11 protein-coding genes are annotated in these 17101 nt (G+C 66.8%); 8 read left to right on the top strand and 3 right to left on the bottom strand.

From position 1 onward, the window contains the following. The first annotated feature begins 2 nt into the window (after positions 1–2). The 4 genes from CBI38_RS26640 to CBI38_RS26625 are packed head-to-tail and all read left to right on the top strand — an operon-like array spanning position 3 to position 8177. Positions 3–2132, top strand: a complete 2130-nt coding sequence (locus tag CBI38_RS26640; RefSeq protein ID WP_109333637.1) for a molybdopterin-containing oxidoreductase family protein — start codon at positions 3–5, stop codon at positions 2130–2132. Continuing rightward, on the top strand, positions 2132–4369 hold the full coding sequence (locus CBI38_RS26635; RefSeq protein ID WP_109333635.1) for a molybdopterin-dependent oxidoreductase: 2238 nt from the start codon (positions 2132–2134) through the stop codon (positions 4367–4369). Before CBI38_RS26640 ends, CBI38_RS26635 begins: the two co-directional genes overlap by 1 nt. Next, positions 4369–5997, top strand: a complete 1629-nt coding sequence (locus tag CBI38_RS26630; protein ID WP_109333633.1) for an FAD-dependent oxidoreductase — start codon at positions 4369–4371, stop codon at positions 5995–5997. Before CBI38_RS26635 ends, CBI38_RS26630 begins: the two co-directional genes overlap by 1 nt. After that, positions 5994–8177 carry a molybdopterin-containing oxidoreductase family protein gene (locus tag CBI38_RS26625; RefSeq protein WP_109333631.1) on the top strand — a complete coding sequence of 728 codons (2184 nt, stop codon included), beginning with the start codon at positions 5994–5996 and terminating at the stop codon, positions 8175–8177. Before CBI38_RS26630 ends, CBI38_RS26625 begins: the two co-directional genes overlap by 4 nt. Here the strand turns inward: CBI38_RS26625 and CBI38_RS26620 are convergent. From CBI38_RS26620 to CBI38_RS26610, 3 genes are all read right to left on the bottom strand, one after another. Beyond that, complete coding sequence (locus tag CBI38_RS26620) at positions 8153–8809, bottom strand: esterase/lipase family protein (RefSeq protein ID WP_109333629.1); 657 nt, start codon at positions 8807–8809, stop codon at positions 8153–8155. The genes CBI38_RS26625 and CBI38_RS26620 overlap by 25 nt on opposite strands. A gap of 203 nt (positions 8810–9012) precedes the next feature. Beyond that, positions 9013–10164 carry an acyl-CoA dehydrogenase family protein gene (locus CBI38_RS26615; RefSeq protein ID WP_109333627.1) on the bottom strand — a complete coding sequence of 384 codons (1152 nt, stop codon included), beginning with the start codon at positions 10162–10164 and terminating at the stop codon, positions 9013–9015. A gap of 53 nt (positions 10165–10217) precedes the next feature. Further along, positions 10218–11387 (bottom strand): aromatic ring-hydroxylating oxygenase subunit alpha, encoded by a 1170-nt coding sequence (locus CBI38_RS26610; RefSeq protein WP_109333625.1) that lies wholly within the window; start codon positions 11385–11387, stop codon positions 10218–10220. Positions 11388–11656: 269 nt separating this feature from the next. Between CBI38_RS26610 and CBI38_RS26605 the strand changes: the two genes are divergently transcribed. From CBI38_RS26605 to CBI38_RS26590, 4 genes are all read left to right on the top strand, one after another. Continuing rightward, positions 11657–12943 carry a 3-hydroxyacyl-CoA dehydrogenase family protein gene (locus CBI38_RS26605; protein ID WP_109333623.1) on the top strand — a complete coding sequence of 429 codons (1287 nt, stop codon included), beginning with the start codon at positions 11657–11659 and terminating at the stop codon, positions 12941–12943. Continuing rightward, positions 12940–14559 (top strand): FAD-dependent oxidoreductase, encoded by a 1620-nt coding sequence (locus tag CBI38_RS26600; RefSeq protein WP_109333621.1) that lies wholly within the window; start codon positions 12940–12942, stop codon positions 14557–14559. The genes CBI38_RS26605 and CBI38_RS26600 overlap by 4 nt, the downstream gene beginning before the upstream one ends. A gap of 143 nt (positions 14560–14702) precedes the next feature. Then, complete coding sequence (locus tag CBI38_RS26595) at positions 14703–16226, top strand: class I adenylate-forming enzyme family protein (protein WP_109333619.1); 1524 nt, start codon at positions 14703–14705, stop codon at positions 16224–16226. Between the two features lie 7 nt (positions 16227–16233). Next, positions 16234–16974: an SDR family oxidoreductase gene (locus CBI38_RS26590; protein ID WP_109333617.1), complete on the top strand. Its 741-nt coding sequence runs from the start codon at positions 16234–16236 to the stop codon at positions 16972–16974. Positions 16975–17101 lie beyond the last annotated feature (127 nt).

Genomic DNA, 17101 nt, shown 5'->3' with positions numbered 1-17101 from the left:
CGATGCCACCCGTCACGTCCCGGCGTACCTCGTTCTGCAGGCTGTGTGCCTCCTCGTGCGGGGTTCTGCTCGACATCGAAGACGGGCGGATCACACGGGTGCTCGGCGACGCCCACCATCCGATCTCCGGTGGATACACCTGCCCGAAAGGGCGTCGCGGTGGTGACCTCGTGCACGGGCCGGATCGGTTGACCACCTCGATGAGGCGTACCGCCACCGGCACCCATGAGCCGGTGCCGGTGGCGCAGGCGACTGCCGACATCGCGGGCCGGCTGCGCGCCATCGTGGACCGGCACGGACCGGATGCGGTCGCGCTGTTCATGGGGACGCAGCAGAACTTCGCTGCACTCACCCCGCCGATGGCCCGCGCCTGGTTCCGGGGCACCGGCTCACACAAGCTGTTCTCGACGATGACCATCGACCAGTCCGCGAAATGGGTTGTCGCGGAACGGATGGGCACATACCTCGGCGGCCGGCAACGCTTCGAAGATGCAGACGTATGGTTGCTGGCAGGCACCAACCCCGTCGTCTCCGGCAACGGCGGCGACGGGGACGGCGCGGTGGTGCAGAACCCCTCGGTCACCCTGCGGGCGGCGCGGGAGCGGGGCCTGAAGCTGATCGTCGTCGACCCGCGGCGCACCGAGACCGCCGCCCTGGCCGACATCCACCTGGCGCCCCGGCCGGGGACGGACGCGGTTCTCTTCGCCGGCCTTCTCCACGTCGTCCTCACCGAACACCTCCACGACGCCGACTTCTGCGGCCGGTACACCGCCGACCTGACCGCGTTACTCGATGCCGTGTCCGACGTGACTCCCACTGTCGTGCAGGGCGTCTGTGGTGTTCCTGCCGATCGGATCCGCGAAGCGGCACGGGTATTCGCGGGCGGGAGCCGTGGGATGGCGACCAGCGGCACCGGGCTGTGCATGGGCCCGCATTCGAACCTCGCTGAGCACCTCGTCGCCGCTCTGAACGTGGTGTGCGGCAGGTACCTGCGCGAGGGGGAGCAGGCAGACGACCGCGCCGTCCTGGCCCGGCACCAGCCGGCGCGGGCAGAGGTCGCACCGCCCACCCGGGCGTACGAGCACGGATTTCGCAGCCGAATCGGTGGGGTGCGGGCGATTCGCGGCGAGCTGCCGTCCGGCATCCTCGCGGACGAGATCCTCGAACCCGGCCCCGACCGGGTTCGGGCGCTGATCGTCTCCGGTGGCAATCCGGCGGCGGCGCTGCCCGACCGCGGGAAAGCGTTGCGCGCATTGCGATCACTGGACCTGCTGGTGTGCGTAGACCCTCGGATGTCGGACACCGCGCGGCTCGCCGACTACGTCATCGCCCCGACTACCATGTACGAGCGCGCCGACCACACCGTGATCATGGAGCCGTTCTTTCCACGCCCATTCGCGCAATACACTCCCGCGATTGTGACAGCGCCGCCCGGCGTCGTCGACGACTGGCGGTTCTTCCTCGACCTTGCCGCCGCCTCCGGGCAGCCGGTCAAGTTCGCCGGCCGCATCCTCGATCCCGCCGCGCCGCCGACCTCCGAACAGTTGCTGGCGATGATGACCGAGCGCGGACGCGTGCCGTTCGCCAACCTGGTCGCCGCTCCGCACGGACATCTCGCCGGGCGCAGCGGTGCCGTCGTCGGTCGGGCCACCGAGGAGGGTGCCGGACACCGCCTGACACTGATGCCCGAGGACGTGCGCGACGAACTACACGCAGCGCTGATGGACAAGGCCGTCACGACGCAGTTCCCGTTTCTTCTGACGGTGCGACGGATCCGCGAGGCCGTCAACTCCACCGGCACTCGTGTCCCGGGGCTCGTTCCCGGCGGCGCCAACCCCGCGAGCCTGCACCCCGCCGACCTCGCCGCCCTGGGTATCGGCGACGGGCAGGCGGTGACCGTGCGATCGGCGTCCGGACGCCTGCGGGCGACCGCACGGGCAGATGTCACCCTGGCCCGGGGCAGCGTGTCGATGACGCACTGTTTCGGCAGCGTCGACCCGCGCGAGGACGTCGGAGTGAACGTGAACGCGCTGACCGGAACCGGTGAGGGTGTCCAGTCGATCAACGCGATGCCCACCATGACCGCGGTTCCCGTCGCGGTCGAGCCCACCGCAATCGAACAGGACGCGTGATGAGCACCGCAGAACCGATCGTCGGGCACCGAATCTGCCCACTGTGCGAGTCGACCTGCGGGCTACTCGTCGAGCTCGACGGCCGCACCATCGTGCGGGTCGCACCGAACCCCGACGACGTACTGAGCGGCGGGCACAGCTGCGCGAAAGGCCTCGGCCTCGGCCGCATCGAGAACGACCCCGACCGGATCCGGACACCGCTGTTGCGCACCTCGGACGGCGGATTCCGCGAGGCCACCTGGGACGAAGCGTTCGGTGAGATCGAGAGGCGACTGCCGGAGTTCGTCACCGGCGATCCGGGCAGCTGCGCGATCTACCACGGTAATCCGGCTGCCCACCACCTGGATTCGACGTTCTACCTCGGTGAGTTGATCGGCGCGGTCGGCACCCGGAACATCTACTCGCCTGCGAGCGTCGACACCTGGCCGAAGAACCTCGCGCACATGCTGCTGTACGGTACCGGCCTCGGCATGAGCCTGCCCGACCTCGACCGCACCGACTACCTGCTGATCCTCGGTTCGAACCCGATGGTGTCCAACGGCAGTACCGTCACCGCGCCCGGCATCCACCACCGCCTGCAGGCGCTGCGCGAGCGGGGCGGCACCCTCGTCGTGGTGGACCCGGTGCGGACCCGCACCGCCGAGGTCGCGGATCTGCACGTGCCGATCCGGCCCGGGACCGACGCCCTGTTTTTGCTCGGGGTGCTGTCCGTGATCGCGTCCGAGGGACTGTCCAGACCCGAGCGGGTGCCGGACGTGGTGGACGGCCTCGACGCCGCCTTCGCGATGGCGGCGGAATTCGAGCCCGATGCCGTTGCCGCGGCGTGCGGGATCGACGCCGATGTGATTCGCTCGGTGGCTCGTGGGTTCGCGGGTGCTCCTGCGGCGGTAGCACATTCGCGGATCGGCACCTGCATGCAGGAGTTCGGCACCCTCGCGAACTGGCTCGTCGAGGTACTCACCATCGTCACCGGCAACCTGGACCGGCCCGGAGGGGCGATGTTCGCCTTGCCGCCCGCGGGTGGACAGAACACCTGGCCGGTGACCAGGCCGCCGAAGCTGATGTTCGACCGGTGGCGTTCGCGGGTGCGGGGACTGCCGGAGGCGATGGGGGAGTTGCCCGCGGTGTGTTTCGCGGAGGAGATCCTCACTCCCGGGCCTGGCCGCACCCGGGCGCTGATCACCCTCGCGGGGAACCCGGCCCGCTCCCTGCCCAACAGCGGGGCGATCGAGGAGGCGCTCGGTGCCCTCGAATTCATGGTGTCGGTGGACTGCTACCTCAACGAGACCACCCGCCACGCCGACGTGATCCTGCCTCCACCACCGGTGACGACCCGGGGCCACCACGATGTCACGCTCGCGCACTTCCAAATCCGGAACGTCGCGCGGTACACCCCACCCCTGCTCGACCTCGCCGACGGCGAGATGGCGGAGTGGCAGATCCTGCTGCGGCTGGCAGCGATCGCCAAGGGAACCCCGCACCGTCCGGTCGGCGAGATCGACGACGAGGTGGCAGCCGTCGCGGCCCGGCGCGCCGCGAAACTCGTCGGCTGCGAAACGAGACGGGCGATGGACGCCGTGGCCGACCGCCGCGGCCCGCAGCGACTGCTGGACTTGCGTTTGCGCAGCGGACCCTACGGTGACCGGTTCGGGCTCGACCCGGACGGGCTGACTCTCACACTGCTGGAGGACAACCCGGACGGCATCGACTACGGGCCGCTGGCGCCGCGTGTCCCGGAGGTGCTGCGCACACCGGACGGGCGGATCGACCTGATGCCGGACATCATCGTCTCCGATCTGCCGCGGCTGCGAGCGAGCGTCACGAGGGCAGCCCCGGATCTGCTGCTGATCAACCGGCGCCAGCGTCGCGGCATGAACTCATGGCTGCACAACGCGTTGCCCCAGCCGGACGCCGGCCAGTGCGCCCTACTGGTCAGCCCACCCGACGCGGCCGAGCGGGGTCTGGTGAACGGCGACCGGGTGTCGGTCACGTCCAAGGTCACCACTGTGACGGCCGAACTGCGGATCGACGACACGCTGCGTCCCGGTGTGGCGAGCATGCCGCACGGGTGGGGCCACGACGGACCGGGCCTGCGGACGTCCCGGTCGGCCTCGGTGCCCGGCAGCAATTACAACGCCCTGGTGGACGACACCACCGACCTCGAGGCGCTCACGGCGTCCCCGATCTTCAACGGCGTCCCGGTCACGGTGACGCGCACGAGCGAGGAGCATCCCTGATGGCGTACGTGGTCACCCAGAACTGCTGCAACGACGCGACCTGTGTCGCGGTCTGCCCGGTCGACTGCATCCACCCGACTCCCGCGGAGCGGGACTACCAGCGCACCGAGATGCTGTACATCGACCCGGGCGCCTGCATCGACTGCGGCGCCTGCTCCGACGTGTGCCCCGTGGACGCGATCGTCCCCGGCGACGCACCCGCCCCCGACATCGACCAGTACCGGGAAATCAATGCCGAGTACTTCCAGCGCAATCCACGCAGCATTGGGCCGGGCGCGCACGTGCAGCCGCTTCCGCTCGCCCTCGCGACCGCCGGCGTCGCCGACCCCCCGGCGCTGCGAGTGGCGATCGTCGGATCCGGACCGTCCGCGTTCTACGCCGCCGAGGAGCTGCTTGCCCGCCGCGACATCGCCGCCGAGGTCACCATGTTCGAACGACTGCCCGTGGCCGGCGGACTCGTGCGGTTCGGCGTCGCGCCCGACCACTGGCACACGAAGACGGTGGAGCGGGTCTTCGACCGCACCGCGCGTCGTGACGGCTTCACGTTCCATCTCGGCGTCGAGGTCGGGAAGGATGTGACGATCGACGAGGTGCTGGCCCATCACCACGCGGTGATCCACGCGTCCGGCGCGGCGGGCGACCGGCGCCTCGGCATCCCCGGCGAGGACCTACCGGGCAGCCATGCCGCCAGGGAGTTCGTCGCCTGGTACAACGGCCATCCCGATCACGCCGACCGCGCTTTCGACCTGACCGCATCCCGCGCCGTCGTGGTCGGCAACGGCAACGTCGCACTCGACGTCGCCCGCATCCTCGTCTCCGACGTGGAGACCCTGCGCCGCACCGATATCGCCGATCACGCCCTGAGCGCACTGGCCGACAGCCGGATCGAGGAGGTGGTGATGCTCGGCCGACGGGGACCCGAGTACGCGGCCTGCACCACTCCGGAACTGCTCGCGCTCGGCTCTCTGCAGGGGATCGACGTCCTCGTCGACGGCCCGGTCACGGCAGGCCCGGATGCGCCGACCAAGCTGCGGATCCTGGCCGACTACTCCCGGCGGGAGCCGACTCCGGGGAACAAGCGCATCGTGCTCCGCTTCGGCACCACCCCGCAGGAGGTGACGGGTGACGGGCGTACCGCGGGACTGATCGTGACCGGCACCGACGCGGGCACCGAGGACCGGATCGAGTGTGGTCTGGTCCTGCGGGCGGTCGGGTACCGCGGACTGCCCATCGCCGGCCTCCCGTTCGACGAGGCCGCCGGAACCGTCGCCCACGTGTCGGGCCGGGTCACACTGCCCGACACGGGGAAGGCTGTGGCCGGCCACTACGTGGCGGGCTGGATCAAGCGCGGCGCGACCGGGGTGATCGGCACCAATCGCTACTGCGCGGCGGAGACCGTCGAGGCCCTCCTCGCCGATCACCGTGCGGGACTGCTTCCCGCACCGTCCGGGGCGTCCGCGGACCTGGCGGCGCTGGTACGCGAACGCCGACCCGACGCGCTCGGCGGTGCGGACTGGAGCGCGATCGACCGCTTCGAGCGCGAGCGCGGCCGCGAGGCAGGCCGGCCCCGCATCAAGATCGTCGACGCCGGGCAGGCGGCTGTCGTTGCGGGAGCGGCAGTCCGATGACCCCGAAGGACACGACCCAGGTGCACACGTTCTGCCGCATCTGCGAGCCGGGATGCGGCCTGCTCGCCGACGTCCGGGACGGCGAGGTGGTCCGGTTGCAGCCGGACCGGGATCATCCTGTACACCAAGGGTTCTCCTGCCACAAGGGGGTGCACTACCTGCAGGTCCACTCCGATCCGGACCGGCTCGACCGGCCGCTGAAGAGGACCAATCCGCGGAGCGAAGAACGCGGCGACTTCGAACCCGTCGACTGGGATGTCGCGGCGCGCGAGATCGCCGGCAGGCTCCGGGAAATACGGCAGAAGTACGGCCGCAACGCCCTCGCCGTCTATCAGGGCAACCCGTCGGCGTTCAACGGCGCCTATTACGCGAACGCCGCCACGCTCGCCCGCGGCTTCGACACCCGGATGCGCTTCAGTGCGGGAACGCAGGACACGTCGGCCAAATATGCGGCGAGCGAGGCGATCTACGGCGCGTCGATGGCGCATCCGATTCCCGACCTGCTGCACACGGACTACTTCCTGTGTCTCGGCAGCAACCCACAGGTTTCGCACATGACGCTGATCCACATCTCGGATCCGATGGCCAAGATCCGCGCCGTGAACAAGCGCGGCGGAACCGTGCTGTTCGTCAATCCGCGCCGCATCGAGTCGTCGTCACCGGAGACCGGTGAGGTGCTGCTGATCAAGCCGGACACCGACTTCTACTTCCTCGCCGGAGTTCTGCACGAGATCGTGTTCCGGATCGGGTACGACCGGGACGTCGTGGAACGTCACGCGCGACGCGTCGACGAACTGCTCGACTTCGTCCGGCAGTATCCCGTCGACCGGATCGCCGCGGTCACCGGTATCGACGCCGACACGATCCGGCAGGTCGCCACCGACTTCTGCGCGGCGCCGAGCGCGAGCATCTACATGGCGACCGGCGTGAACCAGGGCCGGCAGGGCACCCTGGCCTATTGGATGCTCACCATGGTGAGCCTGTTCTCCGGCAACCTCGGCAGACGCGGCGGCAACATCTACTCCCGCGGTGTCGCCGATGTCGTGCAGGGCTCGAAGCGCAAGCGGGAGGATCCCTTCTACGACGGTCCCTTCGGTGAGATGCGCACGGTCAGCGGCGACCTGCCCGCCGCGCTCCTCCCGGAGTTCATCGAGAACCCCGACGACCCGATTCGCGCACTGATCGTAGTGTCGGGCAACCCGCTGCTGTCGGTCGGCGGGGACGGCCGCCTGCGCCGTGCGTTCGAGCAGTTGGACCTGATCGTGACCGTCGATCTGTATCGCACGGTTACCGGCGAGATGGCGGACTATGTACTGCCCGCGACGGACTGGCTGGAACGGGAGGACATCAACTTCCTCAACACGATGGGCGTCGCGATGGAGCCCTATGTGCAGTACACGCCTGCCGTCGTGCCGGCGAAGGGGGAGCGTCGCGACGACTGGTGGATTCTGTCCCGCATCCAGCAGGAGATGGGCGTCCCGACCCTGCTGGACGACCCGGACCCGAATCCGTTCGCCGCGGTCGACGCGATGATGCGAGACTCGGGTCTGAGTATCGACCTTCTCGCGACGATGCCCTGCCAGACCGCGGTGCTGCCGGAGGCCGATCCCGCGCACGTGTTCAGCATCGCAGTCCAGCACGACGACGGACTGATCGACTGCTGCCCCGCACTGTTCCAGCGCTCGTACGAGACCGCCGAACGCATCCTCGCGGAGCTGGCCGCAGAACCCGCCGACCAGCTCAAGCTGATCACCCGGCGCACCCACTACATGGTCAACAGCTGGCTACACAACCTCCCGGTGTTCAAACAGGGTGTCCACCAGAGCAATCCGCTGTGGATGAGCCCGGACGACACGCGGTGCCGCGGCCTCGTAGAGGGCGACGACGTCACTGTGCGCAACCGCCACGGCGAGGTCGAGGCGGTTCTGGTCTGCGACGACACCCTTCGGCCGGGTGTCGTGGCGATGACGCACGGCTGGGGGCAGGGCACGGCCCGAGGGCTGGGCGTGGCGAGGCGCAACCCCGGTGTGAACGTCAACCGGCTCGCGCCCACCGGCACGGACGGTTACGACCCGCTCAGCAACCAGTCACAGCTCACCGGCATCAACGTCGAGGTGATCCGAAGCATGGGACCCCCTCGGGGAAGGACCGACGTTCAGGGCAGTGGCGCAACGGCATGACAGCCGGGCGTGACGGCCGTCGCCGGATCCAGCAGATTCCTGACGATACGCAGCGTGGTGTCGTCATAGACCATGGTCCCGTGATTGGTCAGATTCTCGGCGCAGAAATCTTGGACCACGACGTTGGAGACGTTCGGTCCGGGTGGTAGCTGAGACTCGCTCAGTTGCACGACAAGATCGGACCGGGAACTGACAGTGGCGTATTCGACCTCCGGTCGGGTCATTCCGTCGACGCCGGTTTCTGCGACGAACGCCGAACCTGCGGTGCCGTCGTCGACCGCGGGAATTGCGCGACCGACGAGATCTTTGGCCTGAGGGTGTCCGGCGAGGAGATTGAGCATCCCGTACGCGCTGATGCCGTTGGTGGCGGCGGCGACACCGATCATCGTGCCGACCTTCGACGCTCCACCCAGCCGGTTGATGTAGTACAACGGTACGAGCCCGCCCTGGGAGTGCCCGACGATGTCGACCCTGTCCGCGTCAGTGGCAGCGAGAATTTCGTCGACGTAGTCACCGACCTGTTGCGCGGACACGCGCATGTCCCCGATCTGATGGAACGGTCCGGTGTTCGTGCCACCGTAGTTCAGACCGAAGACGCAGTAGCCGTCCGCCTTCAGCTGTGGAGAGTGCATCGCCCAGTTGGCGTACAGCCAGGAGGCTGCACACTGCCACCCCGCGCGCGATTACACCCATCTCGCACTCCTCTTCCGCGACTGCGGACAATTGGCTTTTACCTATGGAGTCTAGGTTCTTGGCAGCCGTCAAGGGTGAGAACGGCGAAAAGGGCGCGGCCGAGAATCGTCAGCCGCGCCCTTTTCTTCTGCCCTTTATTCGCTCAGGCCTTCATCAGATCGCGATGGATGATTTCCTTCATGATCTCGTTGGTACCGCCGTAGATCCGTTGGATTCGGGCGTCGATGTACGCCTTCGCGACGGGGTACTCCATCATGTAGCCGTAGCCGCCGTGGAATTGGACACCGGCATCGATCACCCGGCCTTGCAGTTCGGTAGCCCAGAGCTTGGCCTTCGCTGCGTCGACGGCGGTGAGGGTGCCGGCGTTGTGTTCACGCACGCACCGGTCGATATACGCACGCGACACCTCGACGGCCGTCTGAAGTTCGGCGAGCGTGAAACCCATGCCCTGAAAATCGCCGATACGCTTGCCGAAGGCGGTGCGTTCCTTGACGTAGTCGAGTGTCCAGCCGAGAACTGCCTCGGCCGAGACCTGCGCGGCGATGCCGATGCCGAGTCGTTCGAGGGGAAGGCTCTGCATCAGATACGCGAAGCCGGAGCCCACCTCACCGAGCAAATTCTCCTTCGGGATACGTACGTCCTCGAAGAACAACTCGGCCGTGTCCTGCGCGTGCAGGCCGAGCTTGTCCAGTTTGCGGCCTCGGCTGAATCCCGGCGTTCCGTCCTCGACGACGAAGAGGCTGAAGCCGCGGGAGCCGGCAGAGGGATCTGTCTTCGCGAAGACGATCACGATGTCGGCGAGGATGCCGCTGGTGATGAAGGTCTTGGACCCGTTGATCACCCAGGTGTTGCCGTCGGCGACGGCGGTGGTCTGGATGGCGCGCAGGTCGCTGCCGGCGGCAGGCTCACTCATGGCGATCGCACCGATGGTCTCACCGGTGACGAATCCCGGCAACCACCGTCGGCGCTGTTCTTCGTCGGCGTGACGGAGAAGGTAGTTCAGGACGATGTCGTCGTTCGTGGAGAACCCGGACTGCAGGGCCGATGCGCCGACGCGGGCGATCTCCTGCTGGATCACGAACCGGAAGCGGTAGTCGAGTTCACCGGGCCCGCCGTACGCCTCGGGGACGGGTAGCCCGAGCAGGCCCTGGCGACCCGCTGCCAGCCAGGTCTCACGATCGATCAGGCGATCCGCATCCCATTTCTCGAGTTGGGGGACCACGTGCTTGTCGACGAATCCACGGACGGATTCGCGGAACAACTCGTGGTCCCGGTCGAAGAGATCGCTCTGCATGTTTTCCTCCTGATGCGGGACGCCCGTCAGGCGACCTGCACATCGTGTGTTTGTCAGTTCGTTGCCAGCAGTTTCTGGGTCTCACGCCGGAACACCTGGTTGGCAACCTCGTTCTGGCCCAGTACCATCCGTCCGGCGTTGGCGCTCGTCATGCCGTGCTGGGAGTCCCGTAGGAGTGGGAAGTCTTCGGCGTGAAGAACTGCGAGCAGAATCTCCCAGTTCTTGTTCCACAGGCGAGTCCACTTCTCCTCGGTCATCTCGGTGTCCGCCACTGGTGGCACGATCAGACGCATCTCCATGCGGCAGCGCTGCGGATCGGTGGGGTGGGGCCGGAAGGTGAGGAGCTGGAAGTGATCCGGCTGCCGCAGCAGGGTGCTGTTGGGAAGCAGGAAATGGGTTTCCGTGATGTCCTTGGCCAGGCTCCGGTCGCCGGGGTCTTCCTCGATCCACCGATCGATCGACTTGCGCGGGGCGATGAAGCGGCAGTGCCTGCCGAAGTCCTCGAACGCCATCACGTTGGTGTGGATGTGCTTGGCTGCAGTGTTGGGGTGGGCGTACTGGATGTGGTATCCGTCGAGGAAAGCGTCCTGCATGATCTTCCAGTTGACCGGCTCGTCGAATCCCTCGGACTGGACGGCGATCTTGGAGTCGAGGCCGTATCCGGACAGAATTGCATCCATCTCTTTCCCGAGCCAACCGGCCACGTCGATCTCGGCGTTCGCCTCGTCGACGACCCAGATGAAGCCGTGGCGCTCCTCGGTCGGCAATTCGACGAGGCCCATGCTCGAGGTGTCGGGCTCCCCGAAGGTGTTGTCACGGGTGATCGTCCGCAGGGTGCCGTCCGTGTCGTACGACCACCGGTGGTACGGACAGGAGAAGAGCCGGCAGCGGCCCTTCTCCTCCTTCTCCAGGAGGGCGCCCCGGTGCCGGCACAGGTTGACGAACGTCTTGACGCCACCGTCGCGCTGGCGGACGACAATGATGTTGTTCCGCGGCATCTGCAGGGTGAAGAAGTCGCCGGAGCGAGGAATCTCGGAGCCATGCGCGACGATCGAGGGAACCCGCCCGAAGATGAGGTCACGCTCTCGCTTGGCTATGGCCGGATCGGTGAATTCCTCCGGCTGAAACCAGGTGATGTGGTCGAACGCGTCCGTCGTGTCGTTGCGCAGGTGATCCAGGGCCCGGCGAATACGTTGCTCGCGGGGTGCTCCGACCTCGGTCATTGCATCTCCTCCAGTCTCGTGGGCGCCCGGCTACCGTGTGGGCACCGGCTTGCGAACTTGTGTACTGCGAATCAACGCCTCTAAATCTAACTGACGTAGTTTTACCTGTAAACCCCGGCGCCGTGGTCGCGGCAGGAGTCGGGTCTTGCGCCGGGAATCTACTGAGATTAGATTATCCCCACTGCGGTCGGTGTGATCGAATTCACTTGGCGACGGGATGTCGACGATGGCCGGGCAGCCGAATGCAATCGAACGGGAGGTACCTGCCGATGCACCCTGACACGTCGGTCAGAACCGTACGAGCACGGACCGAGTGTGCGCCGTCGAGTGAGAAGTCCGACAGCCTGGCGGGCACCACGATCGGCGTCGTCGGAGCCGGGATGATGGGCGCTGCCATCGCCTACACCTGCGCGCGGGCAGGAGCCGACGTCGTACTGTGGGCGCGAACGCTGGAGAATGCGCGCCGAGGCAAGTCGTACGCCGACCGGCGGGAAGCGCATGCGAGAAAAGCGGGGACCTCGAACAGGTCGACGTCGCAGTCCTTGCTCGCGCGCATCACGCCCACCGAGTGCGCCAGAGATCTGTCGGCGTCCGCGCTGGTAATCGAGGCCGTCGCAGAGAACGTCGCCGTCAAACAACAGGTGCTGCAGATGGTCGAGGCAGTCACCGAGGCTCCTACGGTGCTTGCGTCGACGACGTCGACCCTGCCGATCGCCATTCTCTCCGCGAAGCTACAACGCCCGCAGTGCTTCCTCGGGATGCACTTCTTCTCGCCCGCCGACCGGATGTCGTTGGTGGAGACGATCGTCGGATCACGTACCTCGCAGGCCACCGTCGCGGCATCACTGGCGTACGCGCGGATGCTCGGAAAGGTACCGATCGTGGTGGGCGATAGTCGGGGATTCTTCACCAGCCGTGTGATGGAGCGCTATCTCGACGAGGCATTGGTCGCGGTCGGGGAGGGAATCGATCCGGGCCTTGTCGAGCGCGCAGCGACCGCCGCCGGATATCCGGTGCCGCCGCTCCACTTGCTCGACGAGATCACCTTGACGCTCAACCGCGCGGTGCAGTGCGAGAACCGTCTAGCTGTCGAGGCGGACGGCGGGACGTGGCGGGGGAGCGAAGCAGACAGCGTCCGCGACCGGATGATCGACCAATGCGGTCGCGGGGGCAGGTCGGACGGTCAGGGTTTCTACGAGTACGACTCGGATGGCAAGCGCTCGAGATTGTGGCCCGCCCTCCGTGAGGTGTTCGGGCCCGCACGGCATATTCCACTGAACGATATGCGCGACCGGTTGTTGTTCGTCGAGGTTCTCGAGGCGCTGCGCTGTCTCGGCGAAGGTGTCGTGGGATCCGAGTCCGACGCCGACACGGGATCTGTTCTCGGCATCGGGTTCCCAGCGCACACGGGTGGGGTTCTGTCGTTCCGGCGTTCCTATCCGGGTGGCGAGGACGGGTTCACCGCTCGTGCCCGCGAGCTTGCAGGCCGTTACGGCGACCGCTTCCTCCCACCGGAGCAAAGTTCGGAACCATACGATCAACCGGAGTGCCCATGACCTACGTAGTTACCCAAGCCTGCTGCAACGACGCGACGTGTGTCGCGGTGTGTCCGGTGAACTGCATTCACCCGACTCCCGACGAAGCGCAGTACCAGCGCACCGAGATGCTCTACATCGATCCGGCCGCCTGCATCGACTGCGGGGCCTGCGCCGACGTGTGTCCGGTCGACGCGATCGTTCCCGACAGCGACCTCACCCCGGAAGCCGAGATCTACAAGGATCTCAATGCCGCGTACTTCCTGGGCAACCCGACCGTGTCCGGCCCGAGCGAAGTGCCGGCCGAACCTGTCGTCACGGCGCCCCGGCCCGGTCCGCTGAAGGTGGCGATTGTCGGGTCCGGTCCCTCCGCCTTCTATGCGGCCGAAGAGTTGCTGACTCGGCGAGACGTCGACGTCGACGTCTCCATGTTCGAGCGGCTCCCGGTGGCCGGTGGGCTCGTCCGGTTCGGGGTGGCTCCGGATCACCAGACCACGAAGGCCGTCGAGCGGGTCTTTTCCCGTACTGCCGGCCGCAACGGTTTCCGCGCCTTCCTCGGCGTGGAGATCGGTCGGGATATCAGTGTCGACGAGCTGCTCGATCATCACCACGCGGTGATCTACGCGAGCGGTGCGTCCGACGACCGCAAGCTCGGCATCCCGGGCGAAGATCTGCCGGGGAGTTTTGCTGCACGCGAATTCGTCGCCTGGTACAACGGACATCCGGACTCCGCGGGTCGCACCTTCGATCTGTCGGGGCGTCGTGCCGTGGTGATCGGCAACGGCAATGTGGCGCTGGACGTAGCACGGATCCTGGCGTGCGATCCCGACCGGCTCGTCCCGGGTGATATCGCCGAACATGCGTTGGACGCACTTCGGCACAGCACCATCGAAGAAGTCGTGGTTCTCGGACGACGAGGGCCGGAGCACGCAGCGTTCACGACACCCGAGCTCATCGCGCTGGGAGCGTTACACGAGGTCGAGGTGAGCGTTCACGGCGGATTCGACGCTTCCGACGATGCCTCGATCAAGTTGCGGACGCTGGCCGACTACGCACGCCGCTCCCCTCGACCGGGTCGGCGGAAGATCACCCTGAGGTTCCACGGGACGCCCGTCGAGATTCTCGGTGACAGTCACGTCGAAGGTCTACGGATCGCGTCCACCCGGATGGACGGAAGCGAAGAGGATCTCGAGGCAACTTTGGTGCTGCGTTCGGTCGGCTACCGCGGCGCTCCCGTGCCGGGGTTGCCGTTCGACTCCCAACACGGCACGGTCCCCAACGTTGCAGGCCGCGTTGTCGATCCGGTGGACGAGCGTCCGGTGCCGGGGGTGTATGTCGCCGGGTGGATCAAGCGGGGTCCGACCGGGGTGATCGGCACCAATCGATACTGCGCCGCCGAGACCGTCGACGCGCTCGTAGCCGACCATCAACGTGCGCTTCTTCCGCAGCCGAGCCGACCAGGTGACGAGTTGGCGGAGGTCGTGCACTCCCGGTGTCCGGAGTCGTTCGGTTTCGACGGCTGGAAGCGGATCGACCGGTACGAACGTGTCGAAGGGCGACGCCGGGGCCGGGCCCGGCAGAAGCTGGTGGAGGTCGGTGCGATGCTCGCGGTGGCCCGTGGGGCAGAGACCAGCTAGTACTTGCCACAGTAAACAACGACCTTTAGATTTAACAGGCGGATGTGACGTACGGCTCTCTCCGGGAGGCCGAAGACACAGCACGGTGCGCCGTGCTCGCCGCCGAGCACCCCCGCGATCGATGACAACTCTTGGAGGCTTACATGAGCGGCACTGTGGTAGACGCTTTGACCTACTGGTCCCGGTCGAAGCCGGATCTGACCGCGATCGACTTCGACGGCGACGCCGTCACCTACGCAGAGCTGGCCGCATGGGCCGACGGGGTCGCCCACGACCTCGAATCGCGCGGTGTCGTGCCCGGTGATCGGGTGAGCTTCCTCGGTGCCAACAGCCTCGAGTGGGCGGTGGCCTCGCTCGCTGCCATGAAGGTCGGTGCCATCGCGGTCGGTTTCAACCAGCGCATGCTCGCCGGCGAGCTCATCACCCTCGTCGAGGACTGTGAACCCACCGTCGTCTACTGCGAGGAGGCGCTGCTGCCGCGCCTCGAAGAAGTCCAGCAGGCACGCAACACCTTTTCGATCGCAGTGTTCGAGAAGGATGTGCGTCCGCTGCGGGGCAGCGATCATGCGAAATACCGCACTCCGGTGGTCGACCTCGACACTCCCACCGCCATCGTGTTCACCAGCGGCACCACCGGCAAGCCGAAAGGCGTCATTTTCACCCACGCCACCGTCGCCGGCGAAATGCACGAATGGCACTTGATGGAACCGATTCAGCCGAACAACCTGCGCCCGGTGCTGGTGCTGCCCCTGTTCACCGCTGCCGGCATCATCTGGGGTATCTCGCGCGTCGTCCTTCACGGCGGAACCCTGTTCCTGCAGCCGGGATTCGATCCGGCGAAAACGCTGCGCATATTGGCCGAGGACAAGGCCAACACCCTGACGGGGCCGCCGATCCTTTTCGAGCAAATCGCGAAAGCGCCCGGGTTCACCGACGCGGACTTGAGCCACATGGTCACCGCACACGTCGGTGGCGCACGCGTACCCGTCGACCTGCTGCACAAATGGCAAGCCCAGGGAGTGTCGCTGCGACAGATCTACGGTCAGACCGAGATCGGCGGATCCGCGACCGCGATGCCGCGCGAGGAGGCAGCCGAGCATCCCGACAAGTGCGGCTGGGGTGGCATCTTCACCAAGATTCGCGTTGTCGATGCCGAGGGTAATGACCTTCCCCCCAACGAAACCGGGCAGATTCTGTTGCGCGGCCCGGGCATGATGCCGGGATACTGGCGCAACGAGGACGCGACCCGGTCGGCTCTGATCGATGGCTGGCTCCAAACCGGTGACCTCGGCAAGCTCGACGAGAACGGTTATCTCACGTTCGTCGATCGCCTCAAGGACATGATCATCTCCGGTGGTCTGAACATCTCACCCGCCGAGATCGAGGCCGTTATCAATCAGATTCCCGGGGTCGAGGAGGTCGCGGTGATCAGCGTTCCCGACGCCAAGTTCGGGGAGACCCCGGCCGCGCTGGTCCGGACCACCATCGAGATGAAGGAATCCGAAGTGGTCGGTTTCTGCAACGAGCGTCTCGCCGACTACAAGGTGCCGCGGTACATCGTCTTCATGGACGAACCCCTGCCCCGGATGCCCAGCGGGAAGATCGCCAAGCGCCAGCTGCGCGACGCCTTCGCGGACGTGCCCGACAACTACGACAAGGTTCGGTGATCGAGCCGTGGACTCACCCAAGGTCGCTCTGGTCACCGGTGGTGGCCGCGGAATCGGCGCGGCCATCTCGCGCCGACTTGCCGCCGACGGATTCGCTGTTGCGGTGAATTACTCGCGGAGTGCGCGCGATGCCGAGGAAGTGGCCGCAAAGATAGTCGCCGACGGTGGACGTGCTGTGGCGATCCGAGCCGACATTTCACAGGCCGCCGAGGCCGAGCGGCTCATCGCCGACACCACCGTCCAATTGGGCGCCCCTACCGTGGTGGTCAACAACGCGGGCATGAACAAGGCCGGTGCGGCCCGGAAGCAGAGCCCGGAAGATTTCGACGAAGTGATCGCAGTCAACCTCAATGGTGCGTTCTACTGCACCCACTTCGCGTTACCAGCGATGTATGAATCCGGTTGGGGCCGAGTCATCTTCGTCAACAGCCCGTCAGGCGGACGGCGCCCGTCCCCCGGGATGAGCGCCTACTCCGCGGCCAAGGCCGGGCTGGTGGGAATGGCCAAGTCGATGGCACTCGAGGTTGCCCGTCGCGGGATCACGGTCAACTGTGTGATGCCGGGCTTCGTCGCTACCGACATCGTGGCGTCGGGGGGCGAGGCGGGGGTCGAAGCCCTGACCAAGCACTGGCCCTCCATTCCGCCCGAGTCGATCGCCTCCACCATCTCGTTCCTGGTGAGCGACAACGCCGCCGACGTCTCCGGCGAGGAGATCGGTGTGTGGCGAGGTGGCCCCGTCGGGGTGTGACCGTCGAATACAGCTGAGACCGCCCACCGGCAGAGCCAGTCCGGTGGGCGGTTTCCTGCTGTCTGGCCATTCGCTCCCGGAATGCGAAACGGGCTCCGATCCGGTGGATCGGAGCCCGTGCCTCGAG

It is taken from the genome of Rhodococcus oxybenzonivorans (genome assembly GCF_003130705.1).
Taxonomy (GTDB): Bacteria; Actinomycetota; Actinomycetes; order Mycobacteriales; family Mycobacteriaceae; genus Rhodococcus_F; species Rhodococcus_F oxybenzonivorans.
This window is presented reverse-complemented; position numbering and strand designations above follow the sequence as displayed.

Bases quoted from the DNA above. Each gene is read 5' to 3' on its own strand.
- CBI38_RS26640 (WP_109333637.1), top strand. From the start codon at position 3: ATGCCACCCGTCACGTCCCGGCGTACCTCGTTCTGCAGGCTGTGTGCC.
- CBI38_RS26635 (WP_109333635.1), top strand. From the start codon at position 2,132: ATGAGCACCGCAGAACCGATCGTCGGGCACCGAATCTGCCCACTGTGC.
- CBI38_RS26630 (WP_109333633.1), top strand. From the start codon at position 4,369: ATGGCGTACGTGGTCACCCAGAACTGCTGCAACGACGCGACCTGTGTC.
- CBI38_RS26625 (WP_109333631.1), top strand. From the start codon at position 5,994: ATGACCCCGAAGGACACGACCCAGGTGCACACGTTCTGCCGCATCTGC.
- CBI38_RS26620 (WP_109333629.1), bottom strand. From the start codon at position 8,809: ATGCACTCTCCACAGCTGAAGGCGGACGGCTACTGCGTCTTCGGTCTG.
- CBI38_RS26615 (WP_109333627.1), bottom strand. From the start codon at position 10,164: ATGCAGAGCGATCTCTTCGACCGGGACCACGAGTTGTTCCGCGAATCC.
- CBI38_RS26610 (WP_109333625.1), bottom strand. From the start codon at position 11,387: ATGACCGAGGTCGGAGCACCCCGCGAGCAACGTATTCGCCGGGCCCTG.
- CBI38_RS26605 (WP_109333623.1), top strand. From the start codon at position 11,657: ATGCACCCTGACACGTCGGTCAGAACCGTACGAGCACGGACCGAGTGT.
- CBI38_RS26600 (WP_109333621.1), top strand. From the start codon at position 12,940: ATGACCTACGTAGTTACCCAAGCCTGCTGCAACGACGCGACGTGTGTC.
- CBI38_RS26595 (WP_109333619.1), top strand. From the start codon at position 14,703: ATGAGCGGCACTGTGGTAGACGCTTTGACCTACTGGTCCCGGTCGAAG.